Below are 20,772 nucleotides of genomic sequence, written 5' to 3'. Positions count from 1 at the left end.
CTACGCTGACGAAGTAAACGAAAGGCGCGGGCGGCAGCGTCAGATATTTAAAAGAGACAGGCGCCGGACCTCCCGCAGTTCGAGGCGATCGTCGCCGCCACCGCCCGGCGGGGTGCAGCGGCGGGGCTCCGCGCGGTGTTTCTGTCGGGCGAGGGGCGCGTTTCCTGCGCGGGGGGGGATCTGGCGGTGCTGGCGGAGGAACACGCCCCGCCGCTGGCCCCGCGCACGCACGGCGCGGCCAACCTGCTCCAGCAGGCGGCGTGGGGCTGGCGCACGCTGCCGGTGCCGGTGATCGCGGCGGTGCATGGCGTCTGTTTCGGCGCAGGATTGCAGATCGCGCTCGGCGCGGACATCCGCCTCGCCGCGCCCGATGCGCAGCTCGCGATGATGGAGGCACGCTGGGGGCTGGTGCCCGATCTGGGCGGCATCGCGCTGCTGCGCGGGCTGGTACGCGACGACCTCGCCCGTGAGCTGACCTATACCGCGCGGCGGATGAGCGGCGCGGAGGCGGAGGCGATCGGCCTCGTGACCCGCACCGCCGACGATCCCCATGCCGAGGCGATGGTGCTGGCGCACGACATCGCCGCGGCCAGCCCGGCGGCGACGCGCGCGGCCAAGCGATTGTTCAACCTGGCCGCCGATGCCGATGCGGCGACGATCCTGCCGGCCGAGTCGACCGAGCAGGCCGCCCTCCTCGCCGGCCCCGGCCCCGCCGAGGCGTTGCGCGCGGCGCGGGAGGGGCGGTCACCGCGCTTCGCGGACTGAGCCGCCGCTCAGGCGATGCGGCGGCCAAGTTCCTTGTTGATGACGAGCGCCGCCAGCGTGCAGACCGCGCCGGACAACAAATAGCCGCCCGCCGCGACCAGCCCGAAGCGGCTGGCCAGCACCAGCGCCACCAGCGGCGCGAAGCCGGCGCCCACCAGCCACGCCAGATCGGCGGTGAGCGCCGCACCGGTATAGCGCCGCGCCGTCGCGAAATTGGCCGCCACCGCGCCGGAGGACTGGCCGAATGCCAGCCCCAGCAGCGCGAAGCCCGAGATCATGAACGCGATCTCGCCCATGTCGCCGCCGTTCAGCAGCTGCGGGGCAAAGCCGCTGAACACCGCGATCCCGGCGGCCGAGAAGCCGAGCAGCGAGCGCCGCCCGACCCGGTCCGCGATCAGCCCCGAGGCGATGATCGCGAACAGCCCGACGATGCCGCCGACGATCTCGATCGCGAGGAAGCGCGCCGCGCGCTCCTGCGTGAACAGCACCACCCAGGACAGCGGGAACACCGTGACCATGTGGAACAGCGCGAAGCTGGCGAGCGGGGCGAACGCACCGATCACGATCGTGCGCCAGTCCTTGCGCAGCGTCTCGACGACGCGCGACGGCTCCAGATCGCGGCTCTCGAAGAGCGCGGCGTAGCCCGGCGTCGTCACCATCCGCAGGCGGGCGAACAGCGCCACCACGTTGATCGCGAAGGCGACGAAGAAGGGATAGCGCCAGCCCCAGTCGAGAAAGTCGGCGGTGGAGAGCGAAACCAGGAAGTAGGCGAACAGCCCGCTCGCCACGATCAGCCCCAGCGGCGCGCCGAGCTGCGGGATCATCGCATACCAGCCGCGACGGTTCTTCGGTGCGTTCAGCGCCAGCAGCGAGGACAGACCGTCCCACGAACCGCCCAGCGCGATGCCCTGGCCGATACGGAACACCGCCAGCAGCACCGCCGACGAGTGACCGATCGTCTCGTAGCCGGGCAGGAAGGCGACCGCCACGGTGGAGCTGCCGAGCAGGAACAGCGCGATGGTGAGCTTGGTGCCGCGCCCGAGCGTCTCGTCCAGCCGCAGGAAGATGAGCGAGCCGATCGGCCGCGCCACGAAGGCGAGCGCGAAGATCGCGAACGAGTAGAGCGTGCCCGTCAGCTTGTCGACGTAGGGGAAGACGAGCGCCGGGACGACCAGCACCGAGGCGATGGCATAGACGAAGAAGTCGAAGAATTCCGACGTCCGGCCCATCACCACGCCGATCGCGATCTCGCTGGGCGCGATGTCGCCATGGCGGGCGTTGATCGCGCGCGCATCGCGTTCGGCGGCGTGGGATCCGGTGGAGGCGACCATGCTCGTTCTTTCTAGGGCGTCGGGAAACAGACGTCTAATGCACCTTAACGCACGGGGCGGGGATTGGACAAAATGTCCAATGTCGCGATGCGGCGGACGGGCCTAGCTGGACGTCATGCCAGCCCTTGCCATGCCCCCGCGTCCTGTCCGGACCATGATCCGCGCCGCCTCGGCGGCGGTGCCCGCGCTGTTCCTCGGCGGATGCCAGATGGTCGTGATGAACCCCGCCGGGGATATCGCGCTCCAGCAGCGCAACCTCGTGATCTTCGCGACGGTGCTGATGCTGCTGATCGTGATCCCGGTGATCGCGCTCGTCGGCCTGTTCGCGTGGCGCTACCGCGAGAGCAACAAGGAGGCGCGCTACGAGCCGGACTGGGATCATTCCACCCAGCTCGAACTCGTCATCTGGGCGGCGCCGCTGCTGATCGTCATCTGCCTCGGCGCGGTGACGTGGACGGGCACCCACCTGCTCGATCCCTATCGCCCGATCGGCCGCATCGACCGCGACCGGCCGGTGCCCGCGAACGCGAAGCCGCTGGAGGTGCAGGTCGTCGCGCTCGACTGGAAATGGCTGTTCATCTACCCCGAATACGGTTTCGCCACCGTCAACGAACTCGCCGCCCCGGTGGATCGCCCGATCCGCTTCCGGCTGACGTCCTCCTCGGTGATGAACGCTTTCTACGTGCCCACGCTGGCGGGCATGATCTACACGATGCCGTCGATGGAGACCAAGCTTCACGCGGTCATCAACAAGCCGGGCGACTATGCCGGCTTCTCCTCCAACTACAGCGGTGCCGGCTTCTCGGGCATGCGTTTCCGCTTCTACGGCATGGACGACGCGGGCTTCGCCGCCTGGGTGGCGCGCAACCGCGCCGCTGGCGGCACGCTGAGCCGGGCGAATTACATGAAGCTGGAGAAGCCGACCGAGAAGGTGCCGGTGATGCGCTTCGCCAGCGTGGCGCCCGGCCTGTTCGACGCCGTCGTCAACCAGTGCGTCCGCCCCGGCACCACCTGCATGAGCGACATGATGGGCCACGACGCCGCCGGCATGAAGCACATGCCGGGCAAGGGCATGCCCGCGCAGGCCAAGCCCGAGGAAGCGCTGACCGGCGGTGACGCCGGCGAGGCGCCGCCGAAGAACCCGACCGACGTGCAGCAGCGCAGCAATGCCTCGCCGTCCAACCCGTCAACGCTGTGATCGGCACCCCCATGCAGACGCCCACCACCCATCCCGCGATCAGCCCCTTCCTGGGGCGTTTCACGCTCGAATCGCTGCCGCTGCACGAACCGATCGTCGTCGCCACCTTCGTGGCGGTGGCGATCGGTGGCGCGGCGCTGCTGGCGGCGCTCACCTATTTCAAGCTGTGGGGCTATCTCTGGAAGGAGTGGTTCACCACCGTCGATCACAAGCGCATCGGGATCATGTACATGATCCTGGGCATCATCATGCTGCTGCGCGGCTTCTCCGATGCGATCATGATGCGGTTGCAGCAGGCGTGGGCGTTCGGCGGGTCCGAAGGCTATCTCAACGCGCACCATTACGATCAGGTGTTCACCGCCCACGGCGTCATCATGATCTTCTTCGTGGCGATGCCGATCGTGACGGGGCTGATGAACTATGTCGTGCCGTTGCAGATCGGCGCGCGCGACGTCTCTTTCCCGTTCCTCAACAACTTCAGCTTCTGGATGACGGCGGGCGGCGCCGTGACGGTGATGATGAGCCTGTTCGTCGGCGAGTTCGCGCAGACCGGCTGGCTCGCCATGCCGCCGCTGTCGGGCATCGGCTTCAGCCCCGGCGTGGGCGTGGACTACTACATCTGGTCGTTGCAGATCGCCGGCGTCGGCACGCTCCTCTCGGGCGTCAACCTGATCGCCACGATCGTAAAGCTGCGCGCGCCCGGCATGACGATGATGAAGATGCCGATCTTCTGCTGGACGGCGCTGTGCACCAACATCCTGATCGTCGCCGCCTTCCCGGTGCTGACGGCGGTGCTGGCCCTCCTCAGCCTCGATCGCTACGTCGATACCGCCTTCTTCACGAACACGCTGGGCGGCAACCCGATGATGTACGTGAACCTGATCTGGATCTGGGGCCACCCGGAGGTGTACATCCTGATCCTGCCGATGTTCGGCGTGTTCAGCGAGGTGACCTCCACCTTCTCGGGCAAGCGTCTCTTTGGCTACACCTCGATGGTGTACGCCACGCTGGTCATCACCGTGCTGGCCTACCTCGTGTGGCTGCACCACTTCTTCACGATGGGATCGGGGGCGAGCGTCAACTCGTTCTTCGGCATCACCACGATGATCATCTCGATCCCCACCGGGGCCAAGATCTTCAACTGGCTGTTCACGATGTACCGTGGCCGGGTGCGGTTCGAGCTGCCGATGATGTGGACGATCGCCTTCATGATAACGTTCACGCTGGGCGGGATGACGGGCGTGCTGCTGGCGGTGCCGCCGGCGGATTTCGTGCTGCACAACTCGCTGTTCCTGGTGGCGCATTTCCACAACGTCATCATCGGCGGCGTGCTGTTCGGCGCCTTCGCGGCGATCAACTACTGGTGGCCCAAGGCGTTCGGCTTCAAGCTGGACGTGTGGTGGGGCAAGCTGTCGTTCTGGCTGTGGGTGTCCGGCTTCTACTTCGCCTTCATGCCGCTCTATGTGCTGGGGCTGATGGGGGTGACGCGCCGGCTGCGCACGTTCGACGATCCTTCGTACCAGATCTGGTTCATCATCGCGGGGTTCGGCGCGTTCCTGATCGCGCTCGGCATCGCCGCCATGCTGATCCAGTTCTTCGTCAGCATCCGCAACCGCAAGGCGCTGCGCGACGTGACGGGCGATCCGTGGCACGGCCGCACGCTGGAATGGGCCACCTCCTCGCCGCCGCCGGACTACAACTTCGCCTTCACCCCGGTGGTGCATGACGGCGATGCGTGGGCCGACATGAAGACGCGCGGCTACAAGCGGCCGCTGAACGGCTACAAGGACATCCACATGCCGAGCAACACCGGCGCGGGCGTGATCCTGGGGGCGCTGAGCGTGGCCTTCGGGGTGGGCATGATCTGGTACGTGTGGTGGCTGGCGGCGCTCAGCTTCGTCGGGATCATCGGCGTCGCGATCGTCCACACCTTCAACTACAAGCGTGACTATTACATTCCCGCCGCCGAGGTGACGCGGCAGGAAGAGGCGCATACCGCCTCGCTGGCGGGGGTGACGGCATGACCACGCAGGCCGATCTCGATCGCGAGCGGTTCCACCTCGACGAGGAACCGCACCACCCCGAGGGGTCGAGCACGATGCTTGGCTTCTGGATCTACCTGATGAGCGACTGCCTCATCTTCGCGATGCTGTTCGCCACCTACGGCGTGCTGGGCACCAGCTATGCCGGTGGGCCTGGGCCGAAGGAGCTGTTCGACCTGCCGCTGGTGGCGGTGAACACCTCCATGCTGCTTCTCTCCTCGATCACCTACGGCTTTGCCATGCTGGCGATGACGGACGGGAAACGCGGCGCGACGCAAGGGTGGCTGGCGATCACCGGGCTGTTCGGCCTCGCCTTCCTGGGCATCGAGCTCTACGAATTCTCGCATCTGATCCACGAGGGCGCGGGGCCGCAGACCAGCGCCTTCCTGTCGTCCTTCTTCACGCTGGTCGGCACCCACGGGCTGCATGTCACCTTCGGCATCGTGTGGCTCGTCACGCTGATGGTGCAGGTGCAGGTCAAGGGGCTGATCCCCGCCAACCGTCGCCGGCTGATGTGCCTTTCGCTGTTCTGGCACTTCCTCGACGTGATCTGGATCGGCGTGTTCACCTTCGTCTATCTGATGGGAATGCTGCGATGAGCGCGGATACGCACCCCGATGCCCACGGCCACGTCGGCGATGGGCATGGCCACGACGACGAGGAAGCGCATGGCTCGCGTAAAGGCTATGCGATCGGCTTCCTGCTGTCGGTCGTGCTCACCGCCATCCCCTTCTGGCTGGTGATGGCGCGGCCGCTCGCCACGCAGGCGACCGCGCTCCTCATCATGGCGTTCGCTGCCGTGCAGATGGTGGTCCACATGATCTTCTTCCTGCACATGAACCGGCGGGCGGAAGGCGGCTGGTCGATCATGGCGCTGCTGTTCACCGTGGTGATCGTGCTGATCGCGCTCAGCGGCTCGCTGTGGGTGATGTACCACATGAACGCCAACATGATGCCGATGCAGGACATGAGCCGGATGGAGTGAGCCGCGCCCCGCGCCGTATCGCCCGCGCCGCGCTTGCCATCGTGTGGCTGGCGGTGGTCGCGGGGCTGATCGGGCTGGGCACCTGGCAGGTGCACCGGCGGGCGTGGAAGCTGGCGCTGATCGAACGGGGGGAGACGGGCCTGCGCGCACGCCCCGTATCGCCCCCCGCCGTGGCGCGGCCCGACGATGCCTATCGCCGGGTCACGGCCACCGGGTGCTACCTGCCCGGACAGGACAGTTTCGTGCAGGCCGCCACCGATCTCGGCGCGGGCTGGTGGGTGCTGACGCCGCTGCGAACCGATGCTGGCCACACGCTGTTCGTCAACCGCGGGTTCGTGCCGCGCCGGGCGGCGGCGGCGCCCCCGGCGGGGACCGTGTCCGTCACCGGACTGCTGCGGCTGACCGAGCCGGGCGGCGGCTTCCTGCGCAGCAACGACCCCGCCGCCGATCGCTGGTACTCGCGCGACATCGCCGCCATCGCCGCACGACGCCGCCTCTCCGGGGCCGCCGGCTATTTCATCGACGCCGCCGCCGGCCCACCCGCCGCCGCCACGCCCGCCACCACCGCGCCGCAGCCGGTGGGCGGGCTGACGGTGATCCGCTTCGCCAACAATCACCTCGGCTATGCGGTTACGTGGTATATGCTGGCTGCCATGACGCTTGCCGCCTTCCTCTACTGGGCCGGCCTCCTGAGACGGAGCGGCGGGCCGCCGCGATGAGCGGCGCGGCGATCCTGCGCCATCTGCCCGGCCCGGCCCCCGCGCATGCGGCGGTGGGGCACGCGAACATGCTCCAGCTCGTCCACTTGCGCTGGCTGGCCGTGGCGGGGCAGCTCGTCACCATCCTGCTCACCCGCTTCGGCTTCGGTATCCCGCTGCCGCTCTGGCCTATGCTGGGGGTGCTGGCCGGGCTGGTCGTGCTCAACGCCGTCAGCCTGCTGCTGATGCGCCATCCGCGCGCCACCACCAACGGCGAGCTGCTCGTCGCGCTGCTGCTCGATGTCGCGGCGCTCTCGGCGCAGCTCTATCTGAGCGGCGGGGCGACCAATCCGTTCGTCTCGCTGTTCCTGTTGCAAGTCGTGCTGGGCGCGGTGCTGTTGGATCGCTGGGCAAGCTGGGCGCTGGTTGGGGCGACCAGCCTGGCCTTCGCGTTGCTGACCGCGATCCACCGCCCGCTGGTGCTGCCGCCCACGATCGACCGCACGCTGTTCGCCCTCCATGTCCAGGGCATGTGGGTGTGCTTCGCGCTGGTGGCGGTGCTGCTGGTGATGTTTCTCAACCGCATCGACGGCAACCTGCGCGCGCAGGACCGGCGGATGGCCGAGATTCGGCGACAGGCGGCGGAGGAGGATCATATCGTGCGGATCGGCATGCTCGCCTCGGGCGCGGCGCACGAACTGGGCACGCCGCTGTCCTCGATCGCGGTGATCCTGGGGGACTGGCGGCGGATCGAGGCGATCGCGCGCGACCCCGATCTGGTGCGCGACGTGGCCGAGATGCAGGCCGAGGTGCTGCGCTGCAAGGCGATCGTGACGGGCATCCTGCTCTCGTCGGGCGATGCGCGCGGCGAGGAGTCGGCGGCCACCACCGTGCGGGCGCTGTTCGACCGGATGATCGCCGACTGGCGGGATACGCGCGATTTCACCGCCGTGGAGTATGTCGATCGCTTCGGCGGCGACGTCTCGATCGTCAGCGACGTGGTGCTGCAACAGGCGGTGTTCAACCTGCTCGACAATGCCGCCGAAGCCTCGCCCGACATGATCCGCATCCGCCTGGATCGTGCGGGCGACACGCTGGTGCTGGCCGTGCGCGACGAGGGCGGCGGCTTCGCACCCGAGCAGCTCGAGGCGTTCGGCAAGCCGTACAACAGCTCCAAGCCCGGGCTGGGCCGGGGGCTGGGGCTGTTCCTCGCCGGCAACGTGGCGCGCAAGCTGGGCGGCGGCCTCGACGCGCGCAACCTGCCGCGCGGCGGGGCGGAGGTGACGCTGCACCTGCCGCTCGCCGCGATCCGGCTGGAGGGGGCGGACGATGCCGGATAAGCCGCTGCTGATGATCGTGGAGGACGACGCCGTCTTCGCCCGCACGCTGTGCCGCTCGTTCGAGCGGCGGGAGTATGCCGTGGTGGTGGCAGACGGCCCGGCGGCGATGGAGCGGCTGCTGGCATCGATGACGCCGGACTATGCGGTGGTCGATCTCAAGCTCGCCCATTCCTCCGGCCTCGCCTGTGTCGAGCGGCTGCACGCGCATGGCCCGGCCACCGTCATCATCGTGCTGACCGGCTACGCCAGCATCGCCACGGCGGTGGAGGCGATCAAGCTGGGCGCCACCTCCTACCTCGCCAAGCCGGCCAATACCGACGACATCGAGCGCGCGTTCGGCATGACGCTGGGCGACCCCGACGTGCCGATCGACGGCCGGCAGACCTCGATCAAGACGATCGAGTGGGAGCGGATCAACGAGGTGCTGGCCGACACCGGCTTCAACGTCTCCGAAACCGCGCGGCGGCTGGGGATGCACCGCCGCACGCTGGCCCGCAAGCTGGAGAAAAGGCACATCCATTAGGGCCGGCATCGCGGGCCGGAACGGCGCGATCGGGGGGCGCGTTGTCCGGGCGAGAAGGAGATCGCGCGATGGAAGAGAAACGCCCCGGCCAGCAGCCCGAAGCCGACCGCACCGAAAGTGGCGAATTGCAGAATCGTGCCGCCCGCCCCGGTGGCCGTGCCAAGGGCGGCCTGGCCCCCACTGAGCAGGACCGCGCGCTGGTGAACGAAGCCGACCGCGCCAGCGAAACCGCCGCCGAGGAACTGAAGGAGGGCGGGTTCGGCGACAATGGCGGCGGCGACGAAAACCGGCCGATCCTGCGCAGCGAATAGTCCGTCGCGCCCGGCTCTGGTCAATCGCTTCTTAGCAAAGCAAGGCTAGCCCGCAGGGACTGGCTGGGCGGGAGTGACGGGTGACGGCATATCGGGCGACGGCTCCGCGCGCGGCGGTATGGCACAGGGCGATCATGGCGCGACCGGCATGGGTGCTGGTATCGCTCTATATCGCCGTCCGGCTCGTCGTGCTGGCAGCAGGTGGCCGGTTCGATGCCGACAACCTTACATGGTGGATGCAGATCGCCGACGTGGCGCTGCTGCGGCACGATCTGTGGCACACCCTGTTCTATCTCCACACCCAGCCACCGCTGTTCAACCTGATCGTCGGGCTGGGGCTGCGACTGGGACCGGACGGGTTCCTGTGGGCGATGGGGCTGCTGTTCGCGGCCGTCACGCTCGGTGGCATCCTCGCCTTCCATGCGCTCGCCCGCGACCTGACCGGGCGGCCGGGGCTGGCGTTGATCGCCGCCGCATGGATGTGCGTGGCGCCCGCCGCATTGCTGTTCTCGCATAAGCTGTACTACGACGGGCTGGTGCCGTGGCTGCTCTGCATGGCGCTGTGGGGGCTGCACGCCGGCCTCATGCGACGCAGCGTCGCATGGGCCTCGTTCGGTTTTGCGATGCTGGCGGCGGTGGTGTTGCTGCGCTCGATGATCCACCCGGTGCTGTTCGCCGCGGCGGCCGTGATCTTCGTCCTGATGGCGCATGGCCGGCGCGGGCGGATGGCGGCCGCCGCGATCCTGCCGGCGGCGGCGATCGGCGCGGTGCTGCTCAAGAACGCGCTGCTGTTCGGCGTCGCGGGCCTCAGCAGTTGGGCGCCGCTCCAGCTCGATCACACGACGGTGGACCGGCTGCCGCCCGCGTTGCGCGCGCGGCTGATCGCCGAGGGCAGGCTCTCGCGCTTCGCGGTGATGGACGGTTTCTCGCCGCCCCCCGCCTATCTGGCGATGATGCCGCCGATCGCGCCGACCGGCCAGCCGAGCCTCGACAACCTGCGCAAGTCGACCGGCGGCTACAACTGGAACCACATCGTCTATACGAAGCTGGGCGAGGCACGGACGCGCGATGCACTGGTGGCGCTGGCCGCCAACCCGGCCGATTTCGCGGTGGTGCTGGGCACCTCGCTCTATCATTTCCACCGCCCGTCGAGCGAGTTCAAGGGACTGGAGCGCAATCTGGCCGTGATCGCCCCGTGGGAGCGGATCGCCAACGCCACCGTGGGCCTGCAACCGGCGGCGTGGTTCGGCGGCTCGCTCGATCCCACGCGGCCACAGGCGCCGCTGCTGCAAGTCAGCTATGCGGCGCTGGCGGTGACGCTGGCATTTCTGGCGGAGACGGCGCTGGTGCTGGCGGCGCTGGCGCGCGCACTGCGATCACGCCGCTGGCCCGCATCGGCGATGGCCACGCGGGTGGCGGTGCTGATGATCGGCGGGTTCGTGCTGGTCGTATCGAGCAGCTTCGACGTATGGGAGAACAACCGCGCGCATTACGACGTGGCGCCGCTGCTGCTGCTGGCGGCGCTGTCGTTCGTCACGCGCCGGGGCAGCGGCCGGCGCGCGCAAGGCGAGCCGGCCGTACCGGTCAGAACGAAGCGGTGAGCGAGAAGAGCACGGCCGCCTTGGCGATCGAGCCGGTGCCGTCCTGCCCGCGCGAAAAGCTCGGCTGGAGGTAGGCGGCTTCGCGGTTGGTGATGTCGGTATCGACATAGGAGACGCCCACGGTGAGCGGCAGGCCAGGAATGGTATAGTCGACGCCGGCCGACCAATCCCAATATTCGCCGGTCGGCGCGACCGACGTGGCGAACGGCCCGAGGCCCTTGTTGCCGTTGGAGTAGCCGATGTGGCCCTTCACCGTCAGGCCGGTATCGGGCACGCCCACGGCGGCATCGCCCCACAGGTACAGGTTGTCGTTCTTGTCGCCCTCGTCGTCGTAAATGCCGGCAGCGGCAAACGCGCCGGTCGACGAATAGGCGCCCAGCGCCTGCTGCTTGGGGGCATAGGCGACACCGGCCGTCAGGCTCGCCGGGCCGACCGTGCCGGACAGCTTGGCATAGGGCTCGATGAAGTCGGTGTTGTTGAAGCCGCCCGGATACATGTACCAGGTCGCGCCCACGTCGATCGCGCCGCCGCCGCCGATGTCGGTCTTGAAGCCGGCGATCAGGTCCAGCTCCATGTTCGAGCCGCCGAACGTGCCCCAGCCCGCCAGGTTCGATCCCCAGGTGCCGACGTAGAAACCGCTCTGGTGCGCGATCGTCAGGCCGCCCTGCACCGCGAGTTCGCGATCGGACTGGGAGACGCCGCGGAAACGGTATTCGGAGACGAGGCCGACCGAGCCGGAAACCTTGAACGGCCCGGTGGGTGCATCCTGCGCGAGCGCAGGCGTCGCCGCCGCGACGAGACCGAGTGCCGCGAGGGCGATGGAGTAGCGCATGGAACATTCCCCTTATTGCAGGTTCCTGTTCCTCCTGGCTCCACCGTGTCGCAGCATCTCTTCCGCATCTGCGGCGGCGCAGCAATCACGAGGGATGATCTGGCCTAGGCATATTCCGCAGCGACCAGAAGCAGGATCGGCATTTCCTGCCACCGCGGGGGCCAGTCTGTGGCTATCGCAGCACGATTTGTTTCCAAGAGATGCCTGATGATGCCAGTCAGTTTCCAGATTGCGTCTATATGTTTCTATTTGAGAGACGTGCGGTTCGTTTCAGGATCGGATCGAGTCGGCGCGGATCCGCAGGCGTCTGCAACAGACCTTTTGCGCCGCACAAAAGGAAAGCCGAGGGATATGCCCCCTCGACTTTCCGTACTGCCACGTCAGATCGTCCACGAAGCGGCCCGGCGGCAGGATACCGCCCGGGCCGTTCCGCTTATTCCGCTGCCTGTGCGCAATCCACGTCCGCCGCGTAACGGCGCGCGGCACGCAGGGCCACCGGCAGCGGCTGATCGGCATGCAGCGGGCGGAAGCGACCGCTCTCGCCGTCCAGCCCCAAGATCTGGCCCGCATGGATATCGACGAACCAGCCATGCAGCGCGATCTCCCCCCGCGCGATGCCGGCCGCGACCGACGGGTGGGTCCGCAGGTTGGCGATCTGCGCGACGATGTTCTCCATGGCGACCACGCGCACGCGATCCTTCGGGTCGAGATCGGGATAGCCCTCGTTCACCACCTGGCCTGCCGCCTGCGAATGGCGCAGCCATGCCGCCACGTTCGGCATCTTCTCCAGCCCGGCGGGATTGGCCACGGCCTTCATCGCGCCGCAGTCGGAGTGGCCGCACACGATGATGTCGCGGATGCCCAGCGCCATCACGGCGAACTCGACGGTGGAGGTCACGCCGCCGTTCTGCGTGGCGTAGGGCGGCACGATGTTGCCGGCGTTGCGGCACACGAACAGGTCGCCCGGCTGCGCCTCGAGGATATGCTCGGGCACCACGCGCGAATCCGCGCACGAGATCATCAGCGCCTTCGGGCTCTGCCCCTCGGTGGCGAGGCGGTTGTAGAGCGCGCTCTGGCTGGGAAAGGTGTGGTTGGCGAAACTGAAGACGCGGCCGAGCAGCTCGTTCATGGGAATCTCCTCACACAGGCGCACAGACGCCACTATCGAGGGTGAAGATAAGTGCTGGTCTTTGCTGCGGCGCCGCAGATCAGTAACGAATCATTGCACGAAGGACGCGGGCTCCAGCGGCAGGACGATCTCCGCCCGCAACCCCCCGGTCGGCCGATTGACGAGCCGCAGCGTGCCCCCCTCCAGCGCCACCGTCCGCCTGACGATCGCGAGTCCCAGGCCCAGGCCCTGCGTGTTGCGCCCCCGCGCCGGATCGAGCCGGATGAATGGCTCGGTCACGCGCGGCAGGTCGGCCTCGGGGATGCCCGGGCCGTCGTCGTCCACGCACAGGCGGACATGATCGGCCGCCTCGACCACGGTCACCGTCACCCGGTCGCCGTAGTGCAGCCCGTTCTCCACCAGATTGGCGAGCGCGCGCTTGATCGCCACGGGGCGGACGACCAGCTCGACATGATCCGGCCCCTCGTAGGCTGCATCGCCGCCGCGATCCTGCGCGTCGTCCACGATCGTGGCAGCCAGCACCGCGATATCGATGCGGACCGGGGTTTCGGGATCCTCCTCGCCGCCCAGATAGGCGAGCAGCGAGCCGATCATCGCCTCCATCTCGGCAACGTCGCCCAGCATCGCGTCGCGCAGGGTCGGCTCGGCGATCTCGTCGGCGCGCAGCTGCAGCCGGGCGAGCGGGGTGCGCATGTCGTGGCCCACCGCCGCCAGCGCCTGCGTGCGATCGCCGATCAGGCGGTGGATGCGTTCCTGCATGGCGTTGAACGCGCGGATCACGCGGCGCACCTCGCCCGGCCCGGCCTCCTCCACGGTGGCGGTGCCGCCCAGCCCCACGCGCCCGGCCGCCAGCGCCAACCGGCCCATCGGCCGCAGCGTGCGCCGTACCAGCAGCCCGCCCAGCACGATCAGCGCGAACGCCGGCACCAGCGCCAGCACGATACGGCCGATCGCCAGATCCCATTCGTGGATATGTTCGGCCGTGCGGAACAGCAGCCAGCTGCCGTCGCCCAGCGGCAACCCGCCGGTCACGATGCCCTCGCGGCCCGGCGAGGTGAGCCGCAGCCGCAGACCGGCATCGCCCAGGCTCGGCTCCCACGCCGTCACCTGCCGCTGCATCTCGTTCAGCCCGGGGGCGACCGGCGGCGGGGCGGGCAGCGCCGCCGCCCAGCGCACCAGATAGCGGTCGGTAGACAGCCGTCGGGCCATCGCCGGCCGCTCTCGCCACGGGCGTTCGGAAACCAGCCGGCGGGCGATCACCAGATGCTCGGCGAGCCGCCGCGCCTCGTCCTCGCGCACCGAAAAGCTGCTGGCGCGCTCGTAGAGCAGGGTGCTCGCGGCGAACTCGATCACGATGGTGAGCAGCAGGATCGCGAAGACCCGCCCGAGCAGCCCGATCGACGGCCGTGCCAGCCGCCTCAAGCGGGGCAGCTCACGCCGGCTGACTCACGCTGGCCGACCTACGCGGCATGACTCACGAGCGCTCCACCTCGACGTTCAGCATGTAGCCGACGCCGCCCACGGTAACGATCGGCGCCGCCTTGCCCGCGCTGGAAAGCTTGCGGCGCAGACGGCTGACCAGCACGTCGATGCTGCGATCGGAGGAATCGCCGAGCCGGGTGCGCGACAGCTCTATCAGCCGCTCGCGCGCGATCACGCGCTGTGGATGATCGAGCAGGCTGGCGAGCAGGTCGAATTCGGCGCCGGTCAGGTCCACCACCGCGCCGCTGGGCGATTTCAGCTCGCGCCGGGGGAAGCTGACGGTCCAGTCGTCGAAGCGGGCGATGCCGGCGCCGCGATCGCCCTGTTGCCGCTCAAGCCCGCCACGCCGCAGCACCGCGCGCACGCGGGCGATCAGTTCGCGCGTGCCATAGGGCTTGGCGATATAGTCGTCGGCGCCCAGTTCCAGCCCGATCACCCGGTCCGTCTCGCTGCCCTTGGCGCTGACGAAGATGATCGGCACATCGCTTTTCTGCCGGATCAGGCGGCACAGCTCGATGCCGCTGGTGCCGGGCAACATGATGTCGAGCAGCACCAGATCGACCGGCTCCTTGTCGAACGCCTGCCACATCTCGGGCGCGGCACCGACCGGGCGGACGACATAGCCGTTCTCCTGCAGCGCGCGGGTGGTGAGGGTGCGGAGGGCGGGGTCGTCTTCGACCAGCAGGATCACGGGAGCGGTCATGCCCGATCAGTACGGGAGGGGCGGCGGCGCGGTCAACCACCCGTCGGTGGCCGCGCCGGACGGCGGGACACGCTTCGTCACGCCGCAGCCAGGCGGCGGCAAGACGCGACCGCGATATGAAGGATGACGAGGATTTTCCCGCCCGGCCCTCACGGCGGCCGATCCGGGACGGACGAACCAGCGTCGGCACCGCCCCCTCCCCCCGGGGGCGGTGCCGGCGTCGGACCAGAGGATTACGACAGCGGCTTCATGTGCCCGGTCGGCTCGGTATCGGCCAGCACGCGCTCCTCGGCCTCGATCGTGCCCGGCACCATCGCGTGCGCGCTGCGCCAGTCGCCATAGTGATAATAGAGCGCGGTCAGCAGCAGCGAGGCGGCGGTGCCGGCCGAGAAGCTGACCCACAGCGCGTTCTCCCCCAGATGCGGCAGCAGCAGCAGCGAGAGGCCCAGCCGCACCGGGAACATGGCGACGAACAGGATCACCAGCGGCACCACCGCCACCCCGTTCGCCCGCATCACGGCGGAATAGACCTGGCCGATGCCGAACAGCACGAAGCTCCAGCTCGTCACCAGGTTGATGTGGCGCGCGGCATCGATCGTGGCCTGATGATCGCCGAGGAACAGCGCCAGCGCATGACGATCGAGCAGCAGCAGCGCCACGATCAGCCCGCTGGTGAGCGCGAGGTTGGTGGAAAAACCCGCGCGCGCGATCTGCGGGATACGATCCCACCGGCCCGCGCCGATGTTCTGCGCGGCCATCGCGCTCACCGCCGCGGCCACCGCCATCGCCGGCATCAGGATGTAGCTCCACAGCTGGTTGATCGCGCCATAGGCCGCCACCGTCTCCGTACCGAAGCGGTTGACCAGCCCGATCATCGCCAGCGACGCGCCGGACATCACCAGCATCTGCAACCCCATCGGAAAGCCCTTGGCCAAGATGGTGCGCAGCAGCACCGGGTCGGGGATCAGGTAGCGCAGTTCCGGCCCGCGCAGCCGCAACACCGAGTCGCGTGCGTAGATGTAGGCGATCAGCGCGACCAGCCCGACATAGTTGGCGGTCAGCATCGCCATGCCGGCGCCGGCGATGCCCATCCGCGGGAACGGGCCGATGCCGGCGATCAGGAACGGGTTCAGCCCGCAGTCGATCACGGTGCTCAGCACCATGAACCACATCGGCGTCAGCGAATCGCCGGTGCTGCGCAGCGCCATCGTGATGAGCACCACCACCATGCTCGGCGGGATCGCGAGGAAGACGACGCGCAGGTAGGCGAGCGCGAGCGGATACACCTCCGCCGGGGTCGCCAGCATGCGGAGCAGCGCGGGGGCCGCCAGCCAGCCCACCACGACGGTCAGCACGCCGAGAATGATGAACAGCCCCACCGCGGTGCCCAGCGTACGGCGCATGGCATCCACATCCCGCCGGCCCATCGCCTGCCCCGCGATGATCGTGGCCGCCATGCCGAAGCCGAACACGGTGGTGAACATCAGGAACATGACGAGGTTGGCGTTGGAGGTGGCCGCCAGCCCGCGCGGGCCGAGGAACTGCCCCACCCACACCGCATTGACCGAGCCGTTGAGCGACTGGAGGACGTTGGAGCCGAGCGTCGGCAGCGCGAACAACAGCAGCGTACGGCCGATCGGGCCGCTGACGAGATCCTGCTGGCCGCGTTTCGCGGCGGATACCTCTCGGGCCACGTGGGTTTCCTGCTGCGCTGCGATAATGAGCCTGCTTGCCTAATCGCGGATCGCGGCGGGGGGAAGGGACGCGGGATGAATATTCGACGGACGCCGGCCACCCCCCGTGGCCGACGGGGCGGGCGACGGCATCGCTGCCCCCGCCCGCTCGGGTTCGTATGCGATCAGCGCGGCGCCATGCGGATCGCGCCGTCGAGGCGGATCGTCTCGCCGTTCAGCATCGGGTTGGCGATGATCGCCTCGGCCAGCTGGGCATATTCGGTCGGCTGGCCGAGCCGGCTGGGGAAGGGGATCTGCTTGCCCAGGCTTTCCTGCGCCTCCGGCGGCAGGCCCGCCATCATCGGTGTCCAGAAGATGCCCGGCGCAATCGTCATCACGCGGATGCCGTAGCGCGCCAGTTCGCGCGCGGCCGGCAGGGTGAGCGCCATCACGCCGCCCTTGGACGCGCCATAGGCCGGCTGGCCGACCTGCCCCTCGAACGCGGCGACCGAGGCGGTGTTGATGACCACGCCGCGCTCGCCGTCCGCGCCCACAGGCTCGGCGGTGTGCAGCCGGGCGGCGAACTTGGACATCACGTTGAACGTGCCGACGAGGTTGATGCCGACGACCTTGGCGAACCGCTCCAGCGGCAGCGGCTGGCCGTTGCGGTCGATCATCTTCTCGGCGGTGGCGATGCCGGCGCAGTTCACCAGCACGCGGGCCACGCCGTGCTTTTCCTCGGCCTCGGCGAGCGCGGCGTTGACGCTCTCCTCGCTCGACACGTCGACCTTGACGAAATGCCCGCCCAGCTCGGCCGCCTTGGCGGTGCCGAGTTCGGTGTTGAGATCGAAGATCGTGACCTTCGCCCCGTTGCGCGCCAGCATCTCGGCGGTGCCGGCACCCAGGCCCGATGCCCCGCCGGTCACGATCGCGCCGATACCATCAATCCGCATGCTTACATCCCCTCCACAAAATCGTTCGGCTCAGGCCAGTTCCACCGCGATCGCGGTCGCCTCGCCGCCGCCGATGCAGAGCGCGGCGACGCCCTTCTTCAGCCCGCGGTTCTTCAGCGCCGAGATCAGCGTGGCGATGATCCGCGCGCCCGAGGCGCCGATCGGATGGCCGAGCGCGGTGGCGCCGCCGTTCACGTTCACCTTCTCGTGCGGGATGCCCAGATCGCGAATCGCGATCATGCTGACGACGGCGAACGCCTCGTTCACCTCGAACAGGTCGACGTCCTCGACGGACCAGCCCGCCTTGTCCAGCAGCTTGCGGATGGCGGGCACCGGCGCGCTGGTGAACATTCCCGGCTCGTGCGCGTGGGCGGCGGTGGCGACGATGCGCGCCTCGATCGGCAGGCCCTTCTCCTTCGCCACGCTCTCGCGCGTCATCACCAGCGCGGCGGCGCCGTCGGAGATGGAGGAGGCGTTGGCGGCGGTGATCGTGCCGTCCTTGACGAAGGCGGGCTTCAGGCCGGGGATCTTGTCCGGCTTGGCGGTGCCGGGCGCCTCGTCCAGCAGCACCTGCGTATCGCCGCCCCGGCCCTTGACCGTGACCGGCACCACCTCGGCCTCGAACGCGCCGGATTCGATCGCCGCCCTCGCCCGGCTCAGGCTTTCCAGCGCATAGGTATCCTGGTTCTCGCGGGTGAACTGGTAGATCCGCACCGCGTCCTCGGCGAACACGCCCATCGGCTTGCCGACGTCATAGGCGTCCTCGAGGCCGTCCTTCATCATCGAGTCGTAGATCATGTCGTGGCCGATGCGCGCGCCCGCGCGGTGCTTCTGCATCACGAAGGGGGCGTTGGTCATGCTCTCCATGCCGCCGGCAACGATGATGTCGACGGTGCCGGCATCGAGCGCCTCGGCCGCCATGATCGCGGTCTGCATCCCCGATCCGCACATCTTGTTGACGGTCGTCGCCTCCACCGACAGCGGCAGGCCGGCGGCGATCGCCGCCTGGCGCGCCGGCGCCTGGCCGAGGCCGGCGGGCAGCACGCAGCCCATGTAGATGCGGTCGATCGTGGCCGGATCGACCCCGGCGCGGTCCACCGCCGCCTTCACGGCCGTGGCGCCGAGCTGGATCGCCGATACGCTGGCGAGCGCCCCCTGGAAGTTGCCCATCGGCGTGCGGGCGAACGAGGCGATGACGACCGGATCGGCAACCGACATGGACAATCTCCCTTGAGATGAAGGCGAACGGATAGCGCAACGCCGGCATGCCGCAAAAGCCCGGCACGCCGCAAACTGGTGACGGGTAGTGGAACCTTCCTCCGCTCCCTGTCAACCAAGGCGGCCGCCGCCCCGCCCGGATGCCCCGTCGACGCCATGGGCCGGCCACCGGCGCGACGCGGACGAGAGGCGGGGCGGATGCCTGCCCCGCCCCCTTCCGGCACCCGGCCTATCGCGCCGCCACCGTCACCGGCCGGTTGGGCACGGCGGCGCGGATGTCCGGCGAGTACATCGCCTCCACCCGGCTGGGCGGCAGCTGGAACCGCCCGACGCCGTTCAGCCGCAGCGCGTATTCCACCACTACCCGGCCGCGCGGCAGCCATGCGTAATAGCCGCGCCACGCCTCCTGCCCGCGCTCGACATAGGAGGGAGCCATCCCCTCCCCGCCCGAGGCCGCCGCCGCCAGTTGCGTGGACTGCCCGCCCAGATCACCCACGATCGTGGCGCCCGCCGGGATCGGGTCGTTCACCACCACCCAGTTGCGCTCGGCCGAGGCGTCGATCGTCAGCCGCACGCGCAGCACGTCGCCGCGCGTCAGCCGGCCGGGGTTGCGCTGGCGGATCACCGAGACGGCGCGCTCCAGCCGGTAGCCGGCGAACAGCGGAGACCCGAGCGGCACGGCGGCGGTGAGCGACACCTGCGCCCACGGCCCCGCCCCGCCGGCCTGCGCCAGCAGCAGCGGCGTAGGCGCGCGCGGCAGCGGCAGGCGGAGCAACGGCGCGTCGGTGAGCGGCCAGCTGGCCGTGCGCGTCGCCTCGCCCAGCCGCACCGTGGTGGTGCCCGCCACCGCGCCGGGCGGATAGAGGCCGGCGAAGCGGCGCGCGGTCACCGTGCCCCATGCGTTCGCCGGGGTCGTATCCCAATGCCCCTGCCGCTGGCGCAGCGCCACGCCGACCATCAGGCGCGGCGCTTCCTCCTGCCAGCCCGGCCGGCCGAGCACCGCCAGCAGCGCGCGGATCGCCATCTCGTCGCCGCTCGTCATCATCCACCAGGGGGCGGCGGCGGCGACCTGTCGGCGGTGAACCGCGAGGATTTCCGACCGGTGCTGCTGTGGCGCGGGCGGGTGCCGCTAGATGCGGCGGGCCGCGCGCGGATCGCGGTGCCGCTGGCGGATTCGCTCTCCTCCTTCCGCCTCGTCGCGATCGCCACGGCGGGGGCGGACCGCTTCGGCACCGGCGAGGCGAGCGTGCGGACGACGCAGGATCTGACGATCTACGCGGGCGTGCCGCCGGTGGTGCGGTCGGGCGATTTCTACGGCGCCAGCTTCACCCTGCGCAACGGCGCGAACCGGGCGATGACGGTGACGGCCAATGCCGTGACCACCCCGCGCTCGGCATCGCCCCGCCGCTCACCGTCACGATCCCGGCGGGGGGGGCGGTGCCCGTCACATGGCATGTCGCCGCGCCTGCCGGACCGGATCAGGTGACGTGGGCCGTCTCCGCCCGCGCCGCCGACGGTCGCGCGGCTGACCGGCTGACGGTAAGCCAGCGGATCGTGCCCGCCGTACCGCTGGAGACGTGGGCGGCGAGCTGGCGCGCGTCGGCCCTGACACGCGGATCATGCTCGCCCCGCCCGCCGGCGCGCTGCCGGGGCGTGGCGAGGTGCAGGTGCGGCTCACCGCCGGCCTCGCCCCGCCGCTGGAGGGCGTGCGACGCTATATGCTCGCCTACCCCTACGGCTGCTTCGAGCAGCGATTGTCGAAGGCGATCGCCACCGGCGACGCGGCGGCGTGGACCGTGCTGGCGGGCGAGATCCCCGCCTATCTCGATCGCGACGGGCTGCTGCGCTACTTCCCCGACGAGGGGATGGAGGGCAGCGAGGCGCTGACCGCCTATGCGCTGTCGATCACGGCCGAGGCCGGGCTGGCGGTGCCGGAGGGGCCGCGCCAGCCCGGCCTCGGCCGTGATCGACAGCGCATAGGCGGTCAG

Annotated in this window: 20 protein-coding genes and 1 pseudogene; 12 read left to right on the top strand and 9 right to left on the bottom strand. The window is 69.4% G+C overall.

What is annotated here, in order from left to right; all coding sequences use genetic code 11:
- Positions 1–78 precede the first annotated feature (78 nt).
- Positions 79–765: pseudogene (locus FOY91_RS15625) on the top strand (crotonase/enoyl-CoA hydratase family protein); the annotation flags it as partial.
- An 8-nt stretch (positions 766–773) separates the two neighbouring features.
- Here FOY91_RS15625 and FOY91_RS15620 read toward each other — a convergent pair.
- On the bottom strand, positions 774–2,096 hold the full coding sequence (locus tag FOY91_RS15620) for an MFS transporter (RefSeq protein WP_145154035.1): 1,323 nt from the start codon (positions 2,094–2,096) through the stop codon (positions 774–776).
- A 154-nt stretch (positions 2,097–2,250) separates the two neighbouring features.
- Between FOY91_RS15620 and cyoA the strand changes: the two genes are divergently transcribed.
- The 9 genes from cyoA to FOY91_RS15575 all read left to right on the top strand — a co-directional run bounded on the left by cyoA (position 2,251) and on the right by FOY91_RS15575 (position 10,794).
- Positions 2,251–3,294 (top strand): ubiquinol oxidase subunit II, encoded by a 1,044-nt coding sequence (gene cyoA, locus FOY91_RS15615; protein WP_145154033.1) that lies wholly within the window; start codon positions 2,251–2,253, stop codon positions 3,292–3,294.
- 11 nt (positions 3,295–3,305) lie between these two features.
- Positions 3,306–5,318, top strand: coding sequence for a cytochrome o ubiquinol oxidase subunit I (cyoB, locus tag FOY91_RS15610; protein ID WP_145154031.1), 2,013 nt, complete (start codon positions 3,306–3,308; stop codon positions 5,316–5,318).
- Positions 5,315–5,935 carry a cytochrome o ubiquinol oxidase subunit III gene (cyoC, locus tag FOY91_RS15605; protein WP_145154029.1) on the top strand — a complete coding sequence of 207 codons (621 nt, stop codon included), beginning with the start codon at positions 5,315–5,317 and terminating at the stop codon, positions 5,933–5,935. Before cyoB ends, cyoC begins: the two co-directional genes overlap by 4 nt.
- Positions 5,932–6,321 (top strand): cytochrome o ubiquinol oxidase subunit IV, encoded by a 390-nt coding sequence (cyoD, locus tag FOY91_RS15600; RefSeq protein ID WP_145154028.1) that lies wholly within the window; start codon positions 5,932–5,934, stop codon positions 6,319–6,321. The genes cyoC and cyoD overlap by 4 nt, the downstream gene beginning before the upstream one ends.
- Positions 6,318–7,040 (top strand): SURF1 family protein, encoded by a 723-nt coding sequence (locus tag FOY91_RS15595; RefSeq protein WP_238995737.1) that lies wholly within the window; start codon positions 6,318–6,320, stop codon positions 7,038–7,040. Before cyoD ends, FOY91_RS15595 begins: the two co-directional genes overlap by 4 nt.
- On the top strand, positions 7,037–8,359 hold the full coding sequence (locus FOY91_RS15590; protein ID WP_145154026.1) for an ATP-binding protein: 1,323 nt from the start codon (positions 7,037–7,039) through the stop codon (positions 8,357–8,359). Before FOY91_RS15595 ends, FOY91_RS15590 begins: the two co-directional genes overlap by 4 nt.
- Positions 8,349–8,882, top strand: a complete 534-nt coding sequence (locus FOY91_RS15585; RefSeq protein ID WP_145154024.1) for a response regulator transcription factor — start codon at positions 8,349–8,351, stop codon at positions 8,880–8,882. The genes FOY91_RS15590 and FOY91_RS15585 overlap by 11 nt, the downstream gene beginning before the upstream one ends.
- Positions 8,883–8,950: 68 nt before the next feature.
- Complete coding sequence (locus FOY91_RS15580) at positions 8,951–9,193, top strand: hypothetical protein (RefSeq protein WP_145154022.1); 243 nt, start codon at positions 8,951–8,953, stop codon at positions 9,191–9,193.
- 80 nt (positions 9,194–9,273) lie between these two features.
- Positions 9,274–10,794 carry an ArnT family glycosyltransferase gene (locus FOY91_RS15575; protein WP_145154020.1) on the top strand — a complete coding sequence of 507 codons (1,521 nt, stop codon included), beginning with the start codon at positions 9,274–9,276 and terminating at the stop codon, positions 10,792–10,794.
- Here FOY91_RS15575 and FOY91_RS15570 read toward each other — a convergent pair.
- From FOY91_RS15570 to FOY91_RS15535, 8 genes are all read right to left on the bottom strand, one after another.
- On the bottom strand, positions 10,778–11,626 hold the full coding sequence (locus FOY91_RS15570) for a TorF family putative porin (RefSeq protein ID WP_145154018.1): 849 nt from the start codon (positions 11,624–11,626) through the stop codon (positions 10,778–10,780). The genes FOY91_RS15575 and FOY91_RS15570 overlap by 17 nt on opposite strands.
- A gap of 433 nt (positions 11,627–12,059) precedes the next feature.
- Positions 12,060–12,755 carry a carbonic anhydrase gene (locus FOY91_RS15565; protein WP_145154017.1) on the bottom strand — a complete coding sequence of 232 codons (696 nt, stop codon included), beginning with the start codon at positions 12,753–12,755 and terminating at the stop codon, positions 12,060–12,062.
- Positions 12,756–12,845: 90 nt separating this feature from the next.
- Positions 12,846–14,177 (bottom strand): ATP-binding protein, encoded by a 1,332-nt coding sequence (locus FOY91_RS15560; RefSeq protein ID WP_145154015.1) that lies wholly within the window; start codon positions 14,175–14,177, stop codon positions 12,846–12,848.
- A 52-nt stretch (positions 14,178–14,229) separates the two neighbouring features.
- Positions 14,230–14,940: a response regulator gene (locus FOY91_RS15555; RefSeq protein WP_145154013.1), complete on the bottom strand. Its 711-nt coding sequence runs from the start codon at positions 14,938–14,940 to the stop codon at positions 14,230–14,232.
- Positions 14,941–15,173: 233 nt separating this feature from the next.
- Positions 15,174–16,634, bottom strand: a complete 1,461-nt coding sequence (locus FOY91_RS15550; protein WP_145154011.1) for an MATE family efflux transporter — start codon at positions 16,632–16,634, stop codon at positions 15,174–15,176.
- 164 nt (positions 16,635–16,798) lie between these two features.
- On the bottom strand, positions 16,799–17,566 hold the full coding sequence (locus FOY91_RS15545; RefSeq protein WP_145154009.1) for an SDR family NAD(P)-dependent oxidoreductase: 768 nt from the start codon (positions 17,564–17,566) through the stop codon (positions 16,799–16,801).
- A gap of 30 nt (positions 17,567–17,596) precedes the next feature.
- Positions 17,597–18,784 carry an acetyl-CoA C-acyltransferase gene (locus FOY91_RS15540; protein WP_145154007.1) on the bottom strand — a complete coding sequence of 396 codons (1,188 nt, stop codon included), beginning with the start codon at positions 18,782–18,784 and terminating at the stop codon, positions 17,597–17,599.
- 229 nt (positions 18,785–19,013) lie between these two features.
- Positions 19,014–19,826 carry an alpha-2-macroglobulin family protein gene (locus tag FOY91_RS15535; RefSeq protein ID WP_338062094.1) on the bottom strand — a complete coding sequence of 271 codons (813 nt, stop codon included), beginning with the start codon at positions 19,824–19,826 and terminating at the stop codon, positions 19,014–19,016.
- Between the two features lie 36 nt (positions 19,827–19,862).
- Between FOY91_RS15535 and FOY91_RS22710 the strand changes: the two genes are divergently transcribed.
- Positions 19,863–20,270 (top strand): alpha-2-macroglobulin family protein, encoded by a 408-nt coding sequence (locus FOY91_RS22710; RefSeq protein WP_338062093.1) that lies wholly within the window; start codon positions 19,863–19,865, stop codon positions 20,268–20,270.
- A 91-nt stretch (positions 20,271–20,361) separates the two neighbouring features.
- On the top strand, positions 20,362–20,772 hold a 411-nt coding region (locus tag FOY91_RS22705; protein WP_338062092.1), incomplete at its 3' end, for a hypothetical protein.

Source organism: Alterirhizorhabdus solaris, assembly GCF_007785815.1.
Lineage (GTDB): Bacteria > Pseudomonadota > Alphaproteobacteria > Sphingomonadales > Sphingomonadaceae > Alterirhizorhabdus > Alterirhizorhabdus solaris.
The sequence above is the reverse complement of the archived record's forward strand: the minus strand, read 5'-3'. Positions and strand labels throughout refer to the sequence as shown.

Bases quoted from the DNA above. Each gene is read 5' to 3' on its own strand.
- FOY91_RS15620 (WP_145154035.1), bottom strand. From the start codon at position 2,096: ATGGTCGCCTCCACCGGATCCCACGCCGCCGAACGCGATGCGCGCGCG.
- cyoA (WP_145154033.1), top strand. From the start codon at position 2,251: ATGATCCGCGCCGCCTCGGCGGCGGTGCCCGCGCTGTTCCTCGGCGGA.
- cyoB (WP_145154031.1), top strand. From the start codon at position 3,306: ATGCAGACGCCCACCACCCATCCCGCGATCAGCCCCTTCCTGGGGCGT.
- cyoC (WP_145154029.1), top strand. From the start codon at position 5,315: ATGACCACGCAGGCCGATCTCGATCGCGAGCGGTTCCACCTCGACGAG.
- cyoD (WP_145154028.1), top strand. From the start codon at position 5,932: ATGAGCGCGGATACGCACCCCGATGCCCACGGCCACGTCGGCGATGGG.
- FOY91_RS15590 (WP_145154026.1), top strand. From the start codon at position 7,037: ATGAGCGGCGCGGCGATCCTGCGCCATCTGCCCGGCCCGGCCCCCGCG.
- FOY91_RS15585 (WP_145154024.1), top strand. From the start codon at position 8,349: ATGCCGGATAAGCCGCTGCTGATGATCGTGGAGGACGACGCCGTCTTC.
- FOY91_RS15580 (WP_145154022.1), top strand. From the start codon at position 8,951: ATGGAAGAGAAACGCCCCGGCCAGCAGCCCGAAGCCGACCGCACCGAA.
- FOY91_RS15570 (WP_145154018.1), bottom strand. From the start codon at position 11,626: ATGCGCTACTCCATCGCCCTCGCGGCACTCGGTCTCGTCGCGGCGGCG.
- FOY91_RS15565 (WP_145154017.1), bottom strand. From the start codon at position 12,755: ATGAACGAGCTGCTCGGCCGCGTCTTCAGTTTCGCCAACCACACCTTT.
- FOY91_RS15555 (WP_145154013.1), bottom strand. From the start codon at position 14,940: ATGACCGCTCCCGTGATCCTGCTGGTCGAAGACGACCCCGCCCTCCGC.
- FOY91_RS15545 (WP_145154009.1), bottom strand. From the start codon at position 17,566: ATGCGGATTGATGGTATCGGCGCGATCGTGACCGGCGGGGCATCGGGC.
- FOY91_RS15540 (WP_145154007.1), bottom strand. From the start codon at position 18,784: ATGTCGGTTGCCGATCCGGTCGTCATCGCCTCGTTCGCCCGCACGCCG.
- FOY91_RS15535 (WP_338062094.1), bottom strand. From the start codon at position 19,826: ATGACGAGCGGCGACGAGATGGCGATCCGCGCGCTGCTGGCGGTGCTC.